Genomic DNA, 15,435 nt, shown 5'->3' with positions numbered 1-15,435 from the left:
GGGGACGGCGGCGGGCCGCGCGTGCGGCGCGGCCCGCCGCCGTCGCCCCGGCCCCACCCGGGCGTCGGGCGTCCGGCGGGCGGTCAGGCCAGGCGGGTGAGCGCGACCCGCCGGGACGGGGCGAGCCCGGCGACCGGTTCCCTGGCGGTGACGAGGACGGCGGTGAAGCCGATGGCCAGCAACGGCAGCACCCGCTCCGCATCGGTGGCGCCGTCGGCCAGCAGCAGGCACCGCCCGCCGGGACCGGCCGGCGCGGTACGGCGTGCGCGGGCCGAGCGCACGGCGGCGCGCAGCTCACCCGGGTCGCGCCGGTCCCGGTGGAGGTCGAGGAAGACGGTGTCCAGCGCCAGCCGTTCCCGCAGCACGTACGCGCACTGGGCGGCCAGGGTCGTCTTGCCGGTCCCCGCCGGGCCGGTGATCTCCACCAGCGCGGGGTTCCCCCCGGTCGCGGCCGAGGCGACCGCGTCCTCGACCTCGCGCAACAGCGGAAGCCTGCGCAGGGAGACGGTGCCGCTCACCGGGGGCAGGTCCCACTCCGGAGGCGGGGCCACGGCGGGGACGCCGAGCGGGCGGGGCGGCGCCGCCTCGAAGGCCGCGCGGTCGTCGCCGGTCAGCCCGAGGGCGGCGGCCAGGCGGCGGACGGAGGTGCGGTGCGGGTAACGGGTACGGCCCCGCTCCAGGTCACGGACCGTGCGCACGCTCAGGCGAGCGCGTTCGGCGAGGTCCTCCTGGGTCAGCCGCGCCCGGTCACGGTGGGTGCGCAGCAGCCGGGCGAACGCCAGGCTCTCGGACAGCAGGCTCTCGGACAGCAGTGCAGACCCCACGTGAGATCCTCCGGGTGGCGATCGGATGCCGTCAGCGTATGTGGGCACGCCAACCGTCCACTCTCGTCCTGATATCGCCTTACTATCCGCTGCGATATCACCGGTGATTCCTCCTGTTCACCCCCGAGCCCGCGTTGGCAGCGTGAGTCCATGCTTCCGACTGGACGGACGGGGCGAACCCCGCAACAGCACCCCCGCGGGGTCGCGGGTGCCACCCCCGACGGCACTTGCGACCAGGCCGTCCGGGCCGGGCGGCCCGGCTCCGGAGGGCCGGCCCTGCTGCGCCACTACCGGTGGATCGAACTGACCCACATCGACGAGTACGTCCGCATGGGCCTGATGGGCGGCCGGGCCGCGGCGCGGATCCGCCGGGCGGTGCTGGACCTGACGCCCGAGGAACTGCACACCGGGCGTGAGGCGGCCGGTTCCGATCCGCTGCCGGCCCTGGAGAGGTCCGTCCAGGCACGCCTTCCCGAAGGCGCGTACGCCTGGCACGTCGACCGCAGCCGCAACGACGTGCGGGCCTGCGCGCGGCTGATGCTCGGCCGGGAGCGGCTGCTGGAGACGGCGGCTGCGGTGAGCGGGCTGGCCCGCACCGCGCTGGAGACCGCCGGCGGGCACACCGAGTCGATCATGCCGGCCAGTTCCCGGCCCCGGACCGCGCAGACCATCACCTTCGGCTTCTACCTGGCCGCGCTCGCCGAGGCGGCCACCGACGCCGCCGAGTCGTTCCACTCCCTGTTCGACGCGGTCAACCTCTGTCCGCTGGGGGCCGGCGCGATGGCCGGGCTGGAACTGCCCTGGGACCGGGCGAGGATCGCGCTCGCGCTCGGCTTCGACGGCCCGCAGCCGCACGCCCTGACCTCCGTCGCCTCCCAGGCGTGGGCACTGCGTTCGGCCGCGGAGCTGTCGGTGCTCGGTACCACGCTGAGCCGCTTCCTGACCGACCTGATCGGGTGGAGCGGGCCGGGCTGCCGGTTCGTCGACCTGCCGGGCGGGACCGCGGACGACCCGATGACGGCGCCGCAGGAGGGGGACGGCGCGTCGCTGGAGCGGATCCGGGACATGGCCCGGCGGCTGGTCGGCCTCTCGCACGACGTCATGGCGGGGCAGCACGACACCGGTTACACCGATCTCGCCGAGGTCTCCGGGCCGGGCCCCGGTCCGACGGAGGACCTCTTCGCGACCTGTGGCGCGACGCTGGCCCTGTTCGACCGGGCGGTCGCCGGCATGCGCTTCCACCCGGAACGGGCCGGGCGGGCGGTGCGCGGCGAGCTGACGGCCTTCCTGACCGTCGCCAACCACCTCACCCTGGAGCACGGGGTGCCCGCCGGGATCTCGCAGGCCGTCGTCGGCTCGTGGATCTCGGCCGCCACCGGAGGGCTCGGGCCCGCCGGAGCCCCCACCCCCGACCTGCTCTCGGCCGCGGGCCTGGTCGCCGCGGGCGAGCGGCACGGCTTCGTCCTGGCGGTGGAGGAGGACGAGGTACGGGAGCTGCTGGACGCCGAGGCGGGGGTGCGGCGCAAGCAGACGGGCGGCTCCACCCGGCCGGAGGAGGTGCGTCTCCTGCTGGAGCAGGTCGGCGAGCGGCTCGCGGCCGTCGACGTGGGCGCCGCGCGACGCTCCGGGTGGTTGCGCGAGGCGTGGGAGCACACCACCGGCACGAAGACGGGTGATCCGCGGTGACGGGCGCCCGGTCCCGGGGGCGGTCGAACCTCGTCTTCGTCGAGTCCGCCGCGGGCCGCTCCGGGATGCCGGCCTTCCGCAGGGCGGCGGAACTGGGTCTCACGCCGGTGCTGGCCACCGCCGACCCGGCCCGGCACGCCGGCGCGGCGGCGGCCGGGGTGCGGATCGCGGTGTGCGCCACCGGTTCGCCGGGCACCCTGGCCCGCGAGCTGCGCTCGGCGCTGGACGGGATCGCCGGGGTCACCACCCTCAGCCGGAGCCATGCCGTCGCGGCGGCGCGGGCGGCGGCGGACCTCGGGCTGCCCGGCAACCCGCCCGACGCGGTGGCCGCCTGCCACGACCGGGCTCGCCTGCGCGCGCGTCTGGCCGCGGCCCGGCTGCCCTCGCCCGCCTTCGAGGTGGCCGGACCGGACGACGACCTGGACAGCCGGGTCGTGACCGCGCTGTCCCGCATCGCGACGCCGTGCGTGGTCAGGCCCGCCCTCGGCGGCCCGCCGGGGGCCGCGCTCTGCGAGACCTTCGCCGAGGTGACGGACCACTGCCGCAAGGTGCTGTCGTCCGGGCCGGGTCCGGCGCTGATCGAGGGCTATCTGCCGGGCCCGGAGTTCGGTGTGGAGACGGCCGGCTCCGGCGGGGTCCACCACTGCGTGGGCATCACCTCCGGCGGGGCGGCGCGACCGCCGTACGCGACGGCCCGGCAGCCGGACACGGTGACCCGGCAGCCGCACGCGGCGACGCGCGAACACGTCTTCCCGGCGCCGGTCCCGCCCGATGTGGCGGACGAGCTCACCGCGACCGCGTCCGGGGCGCTGGCGGCCGTCGGCGTCACCGACGGCGCCGCGCACGTCACCATGCGGCTCGTCGGCGGGCGGGCCTACGTCGTGGGGATCGACGCGCTGCCCGCCGGTGGTGTGATCCCCGGCCTGGTGGCGCGGGCGTGCGGGTTCGACCTGATCGACGCGCATCTGCGGGCCGCCGTGGGTCTCGGCCCGCTCCCCCTGCCCGGCCGGCCGACGCCGGGGGGACGCCCCGCGGTCGCGGTCCCCCGGCAGGAGCGCTGGATCCCGCCGTCGGCGATCCCCACCTCTCCCTGAGATTCCGAGGTTCCCGAGGCCGCCGCGCACTGTGTGACATGGGGGAAACACGGCGGAATATCGTGCGATAGCCGAGGCGATATCGACTCGAAGTGGCTGCCCCCTACGTTCTTCCCAGCGCGGGAAAATGACCGCGAGAACGAACGAATGGGGTCGAAAAATGTCTCGGTGGATCAACTGGGCCGCGCGGGTCACCGCCACCGCCGCGATCTTCGCACTTCCGCAGGCTGTCGCTCTCGGGACGACCTCAGTGGTCTCCCCGATCACGTACGTCGCCGCCGACAGCACCTGGACCTGACATCGAGGACACTCAGTGATGTTCCGATAAATTCGCTAAACGTTCACTGACACGGCGATAATCATCGGAATCAGAGTCGACTGCACAATTAATGGCATTTTTCAGTACGTCGGTGGCGGCCGGCTCGTCTCCCCGGAGCAGGAGCACCTCCCCCAGCTCGGCCAGTGCCCGCAGACGCCACAGCGGGGTGTCCAGCTCGGCGGAGATCCGGCAGGACTCCTCCAGGTGGGTCACCGCCTCGTCCAGCCGCCCGCACCGCGCGTGCAACCGGCCGAAGGCCAGATGGATCCGCGCCTCCACGAACCGCTCGCGGACACCCCGGGCGACGCCCAGCGCCTCCTGCAGGCTCAGCACGGCGTCGTCGAGCAGATCCTGGCGGAGCTGGATCTCCCCCAGCCCGCACAGGATGTACGCCTGGCCGATGCCGTCCTTGCGCTCCCTGACGAGCGCGAGGGCGGCCCGGCACGCCTCCTCCGCCTCCCTGGGGCGGTCCAGACGTAGCAGGGCCTCGGCCAGCCGGTTGAGGATCTGCGCCTGGCCCCGCTCGCTGCCGAGCCGCCGGAAGACCTCCAGCGCCTGCCGCAGCAGCGGCTCGGCCAGCCCGATCCGGCCCCGGTCCACGTGGACCTGGGCGATCCCGCCGAGCACGTGGGCTTCGGCGAAGCGGTCCCCCACCTCCACGAAGATCTCCTTGGCTGCGGCGAACCCGTCGAGCGCGGCCTCGAAACGACCCGCGAGCCGGTCGAGCAGGGAGGTGTTGCGCAGGGTCAGCGCCAGCCCGTACCGGTCGCCGAGCCGCTCGAACCGCTCACGCGCCTCCCTCAGGCACTCGCCCGCCCGCTCCGGGACCTGCTGGAACAGGTGCATGCTGCTCATCGAGCAGAGCACCGCCGCCTCCCCCCGCAGGTCCCCGGCCGAGCGGGCCGCGGCCAGCGCGGTCTCGTGGCTGGTGCGCCAGTCGTCGAAGTAGCTGCGCGCCTCGAACAGGGTGGTGGCGGTGACGGCGAGGTCCCAGCACAGCTCGGACGCCCCGAGCCGGGCCGCGTGGGCGACCGCGGCCACGAGGGCACCGCGCTCGGCGTCGAGCCAGTCGAGCGGGCGCTCCAGGAACCCGTCCACCGCGACCGGCCGCCACCGGGGAACCGTGCCGTGCAGCTGGGTGAAGGCGCCGCCGTACTCCCGCTGGTGCGCCTCCTCGGCCAGCGCGAGCCAGCAGCTCAGCGCGCGGGTGACCGCGTCCAGCCGTTCCCCGGCGGACTCCTCGGCGTGGGCGCGTTCCCTGGCGTAGAGCCGGACCAGGTCGTGGAACCGGTAACGGACCTGGTCGGCGCCGTCACGGCCGGCCACCTGGAGCAGCTGCGCGTCGACGAGCTGGTCGATGAGGTCCTCGGCCTCGAAGTCGTCGATGTCCAGCAGGGCGGCGCCCGCCCAGGCGGCGAAGTCGGGCGCCTCCAGCAGCCCCAGGCGCCGGAACATCAGCGCCGCCTCCGGGATCAGGTCGCGGTAGCTGAGGGCGAAGCTGGCCCGCACGGTCAGCTGGCCGTAACTGAGCTCGTCGAGGCGGCGCCGCTCGTCGGCCAGCCGCCTGGCCAGCCGGGCGGGGGTCCAGTACGAGCGCGCGGTGAGGCGGGCGCCCACGATCCGCAGCGCCAGCGGCAGCCCGTCGCACAGCTCGCCGAGCAGCGCCGCGGCCTCGGGGTCGTCACCCATGATCCTCTCGTCGGCGACCCCGGCCAGCAACGCGGTGGAGTCGGCCGAGCCGAGCACCTCCAGGGGGATCACACTGGCACCCTCCCGCGCGGCCAGGTCACCCAGCGGGTCGCGGCTGGTCACGATCACACAGCAGGTCCCGGAGCCGGGCAGCAGCGGCCTGACCTGGTCGATGAAGCGCGCGTTGTCGAGCACCACCAGCAGCCGGCGCTGTCCGATGACGGTGCGCAGCAGGCCGGCGCGCTCGTCCAGGTCCTCGGGGATGCGCTCACCCGCGACGCCGAACGCCCGCAGGAAGCGGTCCATGACCGCGCCGGGGGCCAGCGGGCGCGCGTTCAGGTCGTAGCCTCGCAGGTCCACGAAGAGCTGCCCGTCGGGGAAACGGTGGGCGACCCGGTGGGCCCAGTGCACCGCGAGACCCGACTTGCCGACCCCGCCCACCCCGGTGATGACGGCGACGGTGAGCAGCCCCTGCCCGAGCCGCTCGTCCAGCAGCGCGTCCAGTTCGGCGAGCTCCGCGGCCCGGCCCACGAAGTGGGGGACGTCGGCGGGCAGCTGGGCGGGCACCACCCCGGGTTCCGGCCGCGACTCTCCCGTGGACGCCGCACCGGCGGGCGCCGCCTCCGGACCGGACCCCCGGCCGGGTGTCTGGGCGGGTGCCTGGACGAGCCGGATCGGGGCGGGGGCCGGACGCAGCCCGGGGTCGTCCCGCAGGATCGCGTCGTGCAGGCTCTGTAACTCCGTGCCGGGCTCGATGCCGAGTTCCTCCACCAGGTGCTTGCGGCCGACACGGTAGGTGTCGAGCGCCTCCGCCCGGCGCCCGCAGCGGTAACGGGCCAGCATCAGCTGGACGCGCAGCCGCTCGCGCAGGGGGTTGGCGTCGACGAGGGCGGCGAGGTCGTCGATCAGGTCCCGGTGCCGGCCCAGGGCCAGCTCGATCTCGACGCGCTCCTCGGTGAACGTGAGCTGGCGCTCGTCCAGCCGGCGGGCCTCGGCCTCGACGAACGCGCTCTCGATGCCCGCCAGTGCCGGGCCCCGCCACAGGCCGCACGCCTCGGTGAACAGCCGGGCCGCCGTGTCGAGGTCGCCGGCCCCCTCGGCCGCGCGGGCCTCGGCCGCCAGGCGCTCGGCGAGCAGGGTGTCGATCTGGGAGGGGCCGGCGTTCAGGACGTACCCGGGGGGTGAGGTGCCCAGCACGTCCGGCGGCACGCCGGCCTCCTGGAACGCGCGGCGGAGGCCGGAGACGCAGATGACCACCTGGTTGCGCGCGGTGGTCGGCGGCCGCTCCCCCCACACCGCCCCGGCGAGCATCTCGACGGGGACGACCCGGCCGGCGCGGAGGATGAGCGTGGCGAGGATGATCCGCTGGCGTGATCCGCCGATCGAGACCCGTCGTCCGTCTACCAGGACGTCAAGTGGACCGAGAACCCGAAATGCGAGAGCACTGTCCATGCACCACCGTCAAGAGCTGTCCGGCCACCACTTACGCAGGGGGAATTGTTCGCTCACCAAAAGAACCATTGCAACAGTATTTATCAGTGCATGTCCAGCGGCGTCTGACGGGGGACGACCGGAGCGGGGTCCCGGCCGTCGATCACCGTGCCGCAGGGGCCGCGCCGCAGGACCGCACCGGGAGGGTCACATCGGGGGACCGCACCGCGGGAGCGCACGGCGGGGGCCGCGGAACGGGGGCCGAGCCCGGTCAGGCCCCCACCTCCTGCCGGGTGCGGAAGGCGGCGTCGAGCAGTTCGCGCACCTCGTCGTCGGAGGTCTGGTCGAAGTCGCGGTAGGAGTAGCCGACGGCGAAGAACGGGGAGGGCGTGGCGGCGCAGACCACCTCGTCCACGAGCCGGGAGAGCTCCCGGCAGGCGGATCGGGGAGCGGTCGGCACGGCGACCGTGATCCGGGCCGGGCGAAGCCGCCGGAGCGCCTGGACGGCGGCCCGCATGCTCGCCCCCGTGGCCAGCCCGTCGTCGACCAGGATGACGGTCCGGCCGCCGATGGGAGGCGCGGGCCGGGACCCGCGGTAGAGCCGTTCCCGGCGTCGCAGCTCCCGTCTCTCACGCCGGATCGCCTCGCGGAGCGCCTCCGAGGAGACGGTGAGGCCGTGGACGATGTCGTCGTTGAGTTCGACCACCCCGCCCCCCGCGACCGCCCCCATCGCCAGTTCCTCGTGGCCGGGGACACCGAGTTTGCGGACGAGGAAGATGTCCAGCGGAGCACCCAGGGCGGAGGCGATCTCATACGCCACCGGCACGCCGCCCCGGGGCAGCCCCAGCACGACGACGCCCGGCACGCCCCGGTGGTGCGCCAGCATTCCGGCCAGCACCCGGCCGGCGTCCCGCCGGTTCCGGAACACCCGATCTCCCATGACCACCGCCTCCCGTCCGCACAGGAGTCATCTACTTACATAAGAACATGAAAACGACATAACGGTCAGCGCCTCGGCCCGGGACGCCGACGGCCGGGGAGCGCGCGGACTCCCCCGTTCACGGCGGGCTCCCCCGGTCAGGAACGCGGCCGTGGAGGTCCCGAGGTGACGGACGTCTCCGCCGGCCCCGCTCCATCAGGCCCCGTACCCCCTGCCCCCGTGCCATCTGACTGCGTTCCGCCCGGCACCGGCCGGCCGGAGCCTCGGCCGGTCAGCGACCTCGCGACGCGCAGTCCCAGCCAGAGCAGCAGGGCCGCCACGCCGACCAGCAGGTACTCGATCACCGGAATCCGGATGATCTCGTCGAGACGGCCGAACCCGAGGACCGCATACGCCGCGAAGACGGCACCGGCGTAGCAGGCGGCGAGAACCCACCTGACCCCCCGGGACAGCCCCAGGCCGTGCATCTGGGTGATCACGAAGATGCCGAGGAAGCCGAACAGGAACATGGGCCACGCGCCGTCCGGCCCGCTGCTCGCCACCGCGACGAGGGTGCCGTGCACGGCGACCAGGAGCTCCAGCGTCACGGTCCACCGGCGGTCGACGTGAGCCCGGGTCAGGAACAGGCTGCCCTGGAACAGGAGCAGGAACATGTAGAAGAAGCCGATCAGGTGTCCGCTCGTGCTCTCCATGGGGTGGTACCAGAAGGTGTAGACCGCGGCCCAGCTGAACAGGTAACCGTGATACTTGCGGGCGAACCCGGCGACCTCCGCGGAGATCGGCGCCGGACGGCCGGCGAACATGCCCCGGCGACCGTTCTCCATGAGCAGGACGACGACCAGGAGCAGGACCACCGACCCCTGCGAGCTGAAGATCGACACGTCCTGCGCGAGCCCGTCGTAGAACAGGTGGGTCTGCAGGGTGTGCAGCACGACGAACCCGAAGTTGACCGCCAACGCCACCACGTTCACCCGGTGCAGGCCGCCGGTGTAGCGGCGGACCCGGGTCTGGGCGTGGTAGATCAGCCACCAGGAGGCGATCTGGTGGGCGGCGTACCCGAGCCACGCCGACAGGCGGGTCCACACGGTGGGTTCGGGCAGCTTCCAGTAGTACCAGGAGGCCCCCTGGTCGGGCAGGAGCTCGATGCCCTCAAGGCGCCGGCCCAGCAGCCACACCAGGCCGGTGAGGACCGCGCTGGCGGCGATCCCCAGGAGCAGGGTCCGGCCGGCGGACGGACGGGAGATATCGTTCAGCACGCTGAGCATTATGCATTTACTCAGCTTGCTGAACAAATTTCGGTCCGTGCCCGGCGTAGCCCCGTGGACCGCCGGAAACGCCGGAGGCCGGTGCCTCGGGAGGCGCCGGGGCCGCCGGGAGATCCCCGCCCCGGGTTTCTGTGACAATGGTCAGGTGGCCGGAGGAGACGCACAGGAGATCACCCGCGATCCGAACGCGGTACGCGACGACATCCGCTCCTGGCCGACCGGCCGCCTGCTGTCGGTGGCCGCCCGGCTGGTCGAGGGCCGCTTCCATGACTTCCTGGCGGCACGCGACCTCACCCACGCGGGGCTTATAGCCCTCCACCACGTCGCCGAGGGCCGTCTGGCGCAGCGGGAGCTCGCGACGCTGTGCCGGGTGACCGACCAGACGATGAGCCGGACGATCGAGCGGCTCTACCGGGCCGGATACGTGGTGCGGCAGACCGACGACCGAGACCGGCGGCGCACGCTCGTCGAGATCACCCCGGCGGGGCGGGAGGTCCTGGAGACGGCCCGCCGCGAGGAGCGCGGCTCCGACGTCCTGCTCGGCGCGGTCGACGAATACGACCGCTTCCGCGAGCAACTGATCAAACTGATCACGGCCGTCTGACGTCCGGCACCCGGCCCGCCTGGGCAGGCGTCCGGCACCCGGCCCGGCGGGGCCGGGCCCCGGGCAGGCGGACGGGCGGGGACGACGCGGCCCGCCACGTCCCGCGGGACGCCCGGGTGAGAAGGCGCCGGGGCGGGGTAGGCGGAACGAATGACGGAAGACGACTGGTTTCTCGACCGCGAGGAACGCGGCAACCCGGCGTCGCGGATCGACACCCGCCATGACGGCGACGCCGCCTGGTCACGGGGCAACACCGTCCGGCCCATCCCCCACGGCGCGCCTTACTTCACCGAACTGCTGGCCCGGGTCGGCGAGCTGCGCGCCGGGGACCTGCTGCTGTTCACCGACTGGCGCGGCGACCCGAGCGAGCGGCTCGACGGCTCCGGCACGGAGGTGGCCGCCGTCTTCGCCGACGCCGCACGGCGAGGAGTGGTCGTCAAAGGGCTGCTGTGGCGCTCGCACTGGGACCGGCTCCGGTTCAGCGAGGAGGAGAACCGGCACCTCGGCGAGATGATCGAGGCGGCCGGCGGGGAGTGCCTGCGTGACATGCGCGTGCCGCCCGGCGGCTCGCACCACCAGAAGCTCGTGGTCCTGCGGCACCGCGACGACCCCCGGCGTGACATCGCCTACGTCGGCGGGATCGACCTGTGCTGGAGCCGCCGGGACGACGCCTCCCACCTGGGCGATCCCCAGGCCGCGGCGATGGCCGGGGTGTACGGGCCGCGTCCGCCCTGGCACGACGTGCAGGCCGCGATCCAGGGACCCGCCGTCGGCGACGTCGAGGCCGTCTTCAGGGAACGCTGGGAGGATCCCACCCCGCTGACGCGCAACCCCGTGCACCGGATCGCGGACCTGGTACGCCGCGAGGACACCGTGCCCGACCCGTTGCCTCCGCAGAGTCCGGACCCGCCCGCGTGCGGCCCGCACTCGGTGCAGCTGCTGCGCACCTACGCCCACCGCCGGACCCGCTACCCGTTCGCCCCGCAGGGGGAGCGCAGTGTCGCCCGCGGTTACCTCAAGGCGCTGCGCCGGGCCCGGGCCCTGATCTACATCGAGGACCAGTACCTGTGGTCCCCGCAGGTCGCCGAGTGCTTCGCCGAGGCCCTGGAGGCCAACCCCGGCCTGAGGATGATCAGCATTCTGCCGCTCCACCCCGACCAGGACGGGGCGTTCCAGTGGACCCCGCAGATCCTGGGACGGGACAAGGCCGTCTCCGTGCTGAGACGCGCGGGCGGAGACCGTTTCGCGGTCTACGGGGTGGAGAACGGTGAGGGCACCCCCGTCTACGTCCACGCCAAGGTCTGCGTGATCGACGACGTGTGGGCGACCATCGGCTCGGACAACTTCAACCGCCGTTCCTGGACCTACGACTCCGAGCTGACCTGCGCGACCCTCGACGAGACCCGCGACGGCCGCGAGCCCGCCGACCCCGGCGGGCTCGGCGACGGGGCCCGCCGGTTCGCCCGCGACCTGCGGCTGACCCTCGCCCGCGAACACCTGGACCGCCCCGACGTCTGCGAGGCAGACCTGCTCGACCCCCGGTCCTTCTTCGAGGTCCTCGCCTCCTCGGCCGCCGACCTCGAACGGTGGCACGCCGGGGGCCGCCGCGGCCCCCGGCCGCCGGGGCGGCTGCGGGTGTACGAGGCGTCGCGCATGGCCCCGTGGAAGAGCGCGTGGGCCACGCCGTTCTACCACCTCGTGTGCGACCCCGACGGGCGTCCCCGGCCCCTGCGCCGCGCCGGGCGGTACTGATGCCGTGACCGGAGAGGTCCACCGGGCCGAGTGATCACGCGGCGGCCGGAAGCCGGTCGGACCGCCCTTGCCGGGCCCGGTCCGAGCCGCGGCGGGGCGGATGCCCGGCGATCCGAACGCGCGCCACCAGGAAGATCCAAGCGGGCGACAAGTCAGGCCCCCTACCGTGCCGGCGGAAGGCGGGTGAGTGATATGTGGATAGTTCTGACAATAGCCATCGTTTGGAATCTCTTTTTCGGCGGCTTCGCTTTATGCTTCTACATCCAGGACAGGCGGCGCTGGGCGAGCATGGTGGAGGCGCCCGGCCTGGTGTCGTTTCGGCAGGTCCTGGGCGGCCCGAAGGAGGCGGTGGTGCGCTTCCAGACGGCCGAGGGCCGAGAGATCGAGAGGGCGCCCCGCTACAGGGGCAGCAAATTCTGGATCACGCGCTACCTCCGGGAAGGTGACCAGGTGAGGGTGTTCTACCATCCGTACCTTCCCGACGAGCCGTGGCTCACCGAGGAAAAAGGCGCCAAATGGATATCGTTCCCCTTGGTGCGCAACTACTTTATAACCACCCTTTTAGCGCCGAACTTCGGCTTCATGGTCTTCGTGGTACTCGACCTCATGGATTACTGACGCGTGGACCGGAACCGCCCCGCGCGCTCGAGGCGGACGCTTCGCTCCCGGCCGGTGTTCACACTGACGAGCACAGGGCTCCCCGGGTTCACCGGCGTTGCGGCCGGAGAGGTTCACCGGGTCGCGGCCCGCGATCGCAACGCCCGGATCGGTCGGATGTGAGCCCGCAGGTCCGGCCGGTTTTCCAGGGCCCGCTCACGCTGTGATCATTAACGTTCACCGGGTTGACCGATCAAGCCGCGAGCGGGACCCCCTCCCCGGCGGAGCCCTTTCCCGCCTTCCCCGCCCCGACTCGCCGGCACAGGACTCCACCACCGCCACCACGGCGGCGGAAGGTGAGCAACCGTCCACCTCGTGAAGATTTGTCTCATGATGCGAGACATGTCTTGAATACCTACTAAACATGTAGGAAAATAGGGTTATGATCAGAATCGGGGCACCCGCCACCCGGAGAGCGGCCGACCGCACACGCGGGGCCGACGGCCGCTGTCACTGAGGACCCGCCCCGTTCCGGACGCCCCACCGCGGGCCACGCCGTCCGGTCACCGGCCGGGGCCCGATCATTCCCCGGCCATCCCGTTCACCAGCACGAGGAGAAGCCGTCCGCTGGCCCGGTTCCGCGTGGTTCCCCGGCTTCCTCCAAGAAAGGCTTTTCGCATGTCCGGTCCTGTTTCCTCCCTGCAATATGCGACCGCGAGCACCGAAGAACTCCAGAAGCTGTTCCACCCGATCTTCGAGAAGATCGCCGAGGGAAACCTGGAGCGCGAGCGGGGCCGGATCTTCCCGTACGACCAGGTCCGCTGGTTGACCGAGGCGAAGTTCGGCACGATTCGCATCCCCCGGGAACTCGGCGGATTCGGCGCCTCGTTGCAGCAGACCTTCCAGTTGCTGCGCGAACTCGGCGCCGCCGACCCGAACGTCGCCCACGTGTTCCGCAACCACCTGGCATTCGTCGAGGACCGGCTGAACGCCCGGCCCTCGCAATCCACGACCACCTGGCTGCGGCGGTTCCTCGACGGCGACTTCGTCGGAGGCGGCTGGACCGAGGCCAACAACGGGACCTACGCCAACATCCAGACCACGATCGTCCCAGAGGGCGACCACTGGCTGCTGAGCGGCGCCAAGTACTACGCCACCGGCAGTCTCTACGCCGACTGGCTGGACGTGATCGGCGTGGCCCCCGACGGCGAGCTCGTCACCGCGCTGGTGAAGGCCGATCAGCCCGGCGTGGAGCTCGTGGACGACTGGCGCGGGTTCGGCCAGAAGACCACCTCCAGCGGAAGCGCGAACTACACCCGGGTACGGGTGGAGGGCTCCGACCTGTTCCCCGCCACCGAGCGCTTCGGCTACCAGGGGCTCTTCTACCAGACCTCGTTGCTGGCCGTTCTCGCCGGGATCACCCAGGCGACCCTCCGGGACGGGATCAAGGCCCTGAAGAATCGCAAGCGCAACTATCGCCACGCCCTCGCGGAGAGCCCGACCGACGACGCCCAGCTGCTCCAGGTCATCGGCAGGGTCTCCGCCGCCGCCTTCGGCGCGAACTCGGCGCTGCTGAACTCGTCGGCCGTCCTGGACGACATCGCGCACGCCCGTATCCAGGGCGACGACGAAGCCTGGAAACAGCTGCTGATCGACGGGCACATCCGTACGGCGCAGGCGCAACTGGTCATCATCGAGGCCGCGCTGAACGCGACCACCGTCGTCTTCGACGCGCTCGGCTCCTCCGGGGTCTCCGAAGACCTCCTGCTCGACCGCCACTGGCGCAACGCGCGCACCCTCGCCTCGCACAACCCCCGCGTCTACAAGGAACGCATCATCGGCGACTGGCACATCAACCAGGCCGACCCCACCGAGGTCTACCAGAAGACCGCCGGTGGCCAGAGTGAATAGCACGCGGACGACAGCGGAGGTGCCCTGATGTCCGACCACCGGCAAGGCCATGTGATCCTCGGAGTCAACGTCCTGGTGCTCGGGTATCTGCCCGCGGCATGGCAGTCCGACCGCCTGCGCAAGGACTCCTTCGTCGATCCCGCCTACTGGGAGAACATCGGCGCGGTCGCCGAACGCGGGACCCTGGACGCCCTCTTCCTCGCCGACGCGCCGCTGCTCGGCGACCCCGCGTACGACGCCAACGCCGGCCGGCTGGAACCGACCGTCAACTGGAGCCATGTCGCCGCGACGACGGAGAGGATCGGCCTGATCGCGACCGCCTCGTCCACCCTGAACGACCCGTTCGACCTGGCGCAGCGGCTGCTCTCCCTGGACCACGTCTCCGGCGGGCGTGCCGGGTGGAACATCGTCACCACCCGCAACTCCCCCGCCGCGCAGAACTTCGGCCTGCCCGACATCCCCGAGCGGGACGACCGGTACGACCGCGCCGCCGAGTTCGTCGACGTCGTCCTGGGCCTGTGGGATTCGGCCGCGACCAGGGACGTCGTCCGGCACCACGGCCGGTTCTTCGACCTGGAGGGCAGGCTCGACGTCCCCCCCTCCAGGCAGGGTCGCCCCGTGCTGATCCAGGCCGGCGGCTCGGCCAAGGGACGCGCGCTCGCCGGACGCCGGGCCGAGGGCGTGTTCGCCGCCGAGCTCACCAAGGAAGGCGCCATCGAGCACTACCGCGAGGTCAAACGGCACGCCGCCGACGCCGGACGCTCCCCCGAGTCGGTGAAGATCCTCCCTGGCCTGCTCACCAGCATCGGCAGCACCGAGGAGGAGGCCCGGCGCCGCAGCGACGACCTCCACGACCGCGGCCCCGCCGCCTACTCCGTGCAGTGGCTGTCCCAGGCGATCGGCTACGACGCCTCGCAGCTCGACCTGGACGAGAAGTTCCCAAAGGAGGTCCTCACCGCGGCCGTCGATCCCCGTACCGCCGCGGGGAGCATCGGCTTCCGGCAGTCGATCGTGGCACAGATCCGCCGGACGAACCCGACCGTGCGCGAGTACCTCCGGCAGACGAGGTACACCGGCTCCGGCCACAGCGGTTTCGCGGGCACTCCCGAGCAGCTCGTCGACCACATCGAGGACTGGTACCGGTCCGGCGCGGTGGACGGGTTCAACCTCCAGCCGGACGTCCTCGTCGACGGGCTCGAAGTGATCGCCGACGAGGTCGTGCCGTTGCTCCGCAAACGCGGGCTGTTCCGCCACGAGTACGCGACCGACACCCTGCGCGGGCACTTCCAGGCCGCGTCGAACTGACGGCGCGAGCACTTCCAG

At 72.5% G+C, this 15,435-nt stretch carries 12 protein-coding genes; 8 read left to right on the top strand and 4 right to left on the bottom strand.

Translation table 11 applies throughout. The features are described from left to right. Positions 1 to 83: 83 nt before the first annotated feature. Positions 84 to 824 carry a helix-turn-helix domain-containing protein gene (locus F4562_RS32155; protein WP_184546992.1) on the bottom strand — a complete coding sequence of 247 codons (741 nt, stop codon included), beginning with the start codon at positions 822 to 824 and terminating at the stop codon, positions 84 to 86. A 150-nt stretch (positions 825 to 974) separates the two neighbouring features. Here F4562_RS32155 and F4562_RS32150 point away from each other — a divergent pair, with 150 nt between their 5' ends. From F4562_RS32150 to F4562_RS32140, 3 genes are all read left to right on the top strand, one after another. Continuing rightward, positions 975 to 2,510, top strand: a complete 1,536-nt coding sequence (locus F4562_RS32150; RefSeq protein WP_184546990.1) for a lyase family protein — start codon at positions 975 to 977, stop codon at positions 2,508 to 2,510. Further along, the gene (locus F4562_RS32145; RefSeq protein WP_184546988.1) at positions 2,507 to 3,604 is read left to right on the top strand and encodes an ATP-grasp domain-containing protein; all 1,098 of its coding nucleotides are present in this window, start codon (positions 2,507 to 2,509) and stop codon (positions 3,602 to 3,604) included. Before F4562_RS32150 ends, F4562_RS32145 begins: the two co-directional genes overlap by 4 nt. 160 nt (positions 3,605 to 3,764) lie before the next feature. Further along, entirely contained in the window at positions 3,765 to 3,902 is a 138-nt protein-coding gene (locus F4562_RS32140) for a hypothetical protein (protein ID WP_184546986.1), read from the top strand. A gap of 12 nt (positions 3,903 to 3,914) precedes the next feature. On the opposite strand, the gene F4562_RS32135 is transcribed toward F4562_RS32140, so the two are convergent. The 3 genes from F4562_RS32135 to F4562_RS32125 all read right to left on the bottom strand — a co-directional run bounded on the left by F4562_RS32135 (position 3,915) and on the right by F4562_RS32125 (position 9,248). Continuing rightward, positions 3,915 to 7,064: an AfsR/SARP family transcriptional regulator gene (locus tag F4562_RS32135; RefSeq protein ID WP_184546984.1), complete on the bottom strand. Its 3,150-nt coding sequence runs from the start codon at positions 7,062 to 7,064 to the stop codon at positions 3,915 to 3,917. Positions 7,065 to 7,314: 250 nt separating this feature from the next. Beyond that, positions 7,315 to 7,983, bottom strand: a complete 669-nt coding sequence (locus tag F4562_RS32130) for a phosphoribosyltransferase (RefSeq protein ID WP_184546982.1) — start codon at positions 7,981 to 7,983, stop codon at positions 7,315 to 7,317. Positions 7,984 to 8,120: 137 nt separating this feature from the next. Then, positions 8,121 to 9,248, bottom strand: a complete 1,128-nt coding sequence (locus tag F4562_RS32125) for a hypothetical protein (protein ID WP_246473617.1) — start codon at positions 9,246 to 9,248, stop codon at positions 8,121 to 8,123. Positions 9,249 to 9,393: 145 nt separating this feature from the next. Here F4562_RS32125 and F4562_RS32120 point away from each other — a divergent pair, with 145 nt between their 5' ends. The 5 genes from F4562_RS32120 (at position 9,394) to F4562_RS32100 (ending at position 15,417) form a co-directional block, all read left to right on the top strand. Further along, on the top strand, positions 9,394 to 9,852 hold the full coding sequence (locus F4562_RS32120) for a MarR family winged helix-turn-helix transcriptional regulator (RefSeq protein WP_311734243.1): 459 nt from the start codon (positions 9,394 to 9,396) through the stop codon (positions 9,850 to 9,852). 150 nt (positions 9,853 to 10,002) lie between these two features. Beyond that, on the top strand, positions 10,003 to 11,604 hold the full coding sequence (locus F4562_RS32115; protein ID WP_184546978.1) for a phospholipase D family protein: 1,602 nt from the start codon (positions 10,003 to 10,005) through the stop codon (positions 11,602 to 11,604). Positions 11,605 to 11,787: 183 nt separating this feature from the next. Next, entirely contained in the window at positions 11,788 to 12,222 is a 435-nt protein-coding gene (locus tag F4562_RS32110; protein ID WP_184546976.1) for a DUF3592 domain-containing protein, read from the top strand. 657 nt (positions 12,223 to 12,879) lie between these two features. Further along, the gene (locus F4562_RS32105) at positions 12,880 to 14,112 is read left to right on the top strand and encodes an acyl-CoA dehydrogenase family protein (RefSeq protein ID WP_184546974.1); all 1,233 of its coding nucleotides are present in this window, start codon (positions 12,880 to 12,882) and stop codon (positions 14,110 to 14,112) included. Positions 14,113 to 14,139: 27 nt separating this feature from the next. Then, positions 14,140 to 15,417 carry an NtaA/DmoA family FMN-dependent monooxygenase gene (locus F4562_RS32100; RefSeq protein ID WP_184546973.1) on the top strand — a complete coding sequence of 426 codons (1,278 nt, stop codon included), beginning with the start codon at positions 14,140 to 14,142 and terminating at the stop codon, positions 15,415 to 15,417. Positions 15,418 to 15,435 lie beyond the last annotated feature (18 nt).

The sequence above is a fragment of the Streptosporangium becharense genome (assembly GCF_014204985.1).
In the GTDB taxonomy this organism is placed as follows: Bacteria; Actinomycetota; Actinomycetes; order Streptosporangiales; family Streptosporangiaceae; genus Streptosporangium; species Streptosporangium becharense.
Note: the sequence above shows the minus strand (reverse complement) of the source record. Positions and strands in the feature narration are given on the sequence as shown.

Excerpts from the sequence above, each read along its gene's own strand:
- F4562_RS32150 (WP_184546990.1), top strand. The coding sequence starts at position 975 with ATGCTTCCGACTGGACGGACGGGGCGAACCCCGCAACAGCACCCCCGC.
- F4562_RS32140 (WP_184546986.1), top strand. The coding sequence starts at position 3,765 with ATGTCTCGGTGGATCAACTGGGCCGCGCGGGTCACCGCCACCGCCGCG.
- F4562_RS32135 (WP_184546984.1), bottom strand. The coding sequence starts at position 7,064 with ATGGACAGTGCTCTCGCATTTCGGGTTCTCGGTCCACTTGACGTCCTG.
- F4562_RS32130 (WP_184546982.1), bottom strand. The coding sequence starts at position 7,983 with ATGGGAGATCGGGTGTTCCGGAACCGGCGGGACGCCGGCCGGGTGCTG.
- F4562_RS32125 (WP_246473617.1), bottom strand. The coding sequence starts at position 9,248 with ATGCTCAGCGTGCTGAACGATATCTCCCGTCCGTCCGCCGGCCGGACC.
- F4562_RS32115 (WP_184546978.1), top strand. The coding sequence starts at position 10,003 with ATGACGGAAGACGACTGGTTTCTCGACCGCGAGGAACGCGGCAACCCG.
- F4562_RS32105 (WP_184546974.1), top strand. The coding sequence starts at position 12,880 with ATGTCCGGTCCTGTTTCCTCCCTGCAATATGCGACCGCGAGCACCGAA.
- F4562_RS32100 (WP_184546973.1), top strand. The coding sequence starts at position 14,140 with ATGTCCGACCACCGGCAAGGCCATGTGATCCTCGGAGTCAACGTCCTG.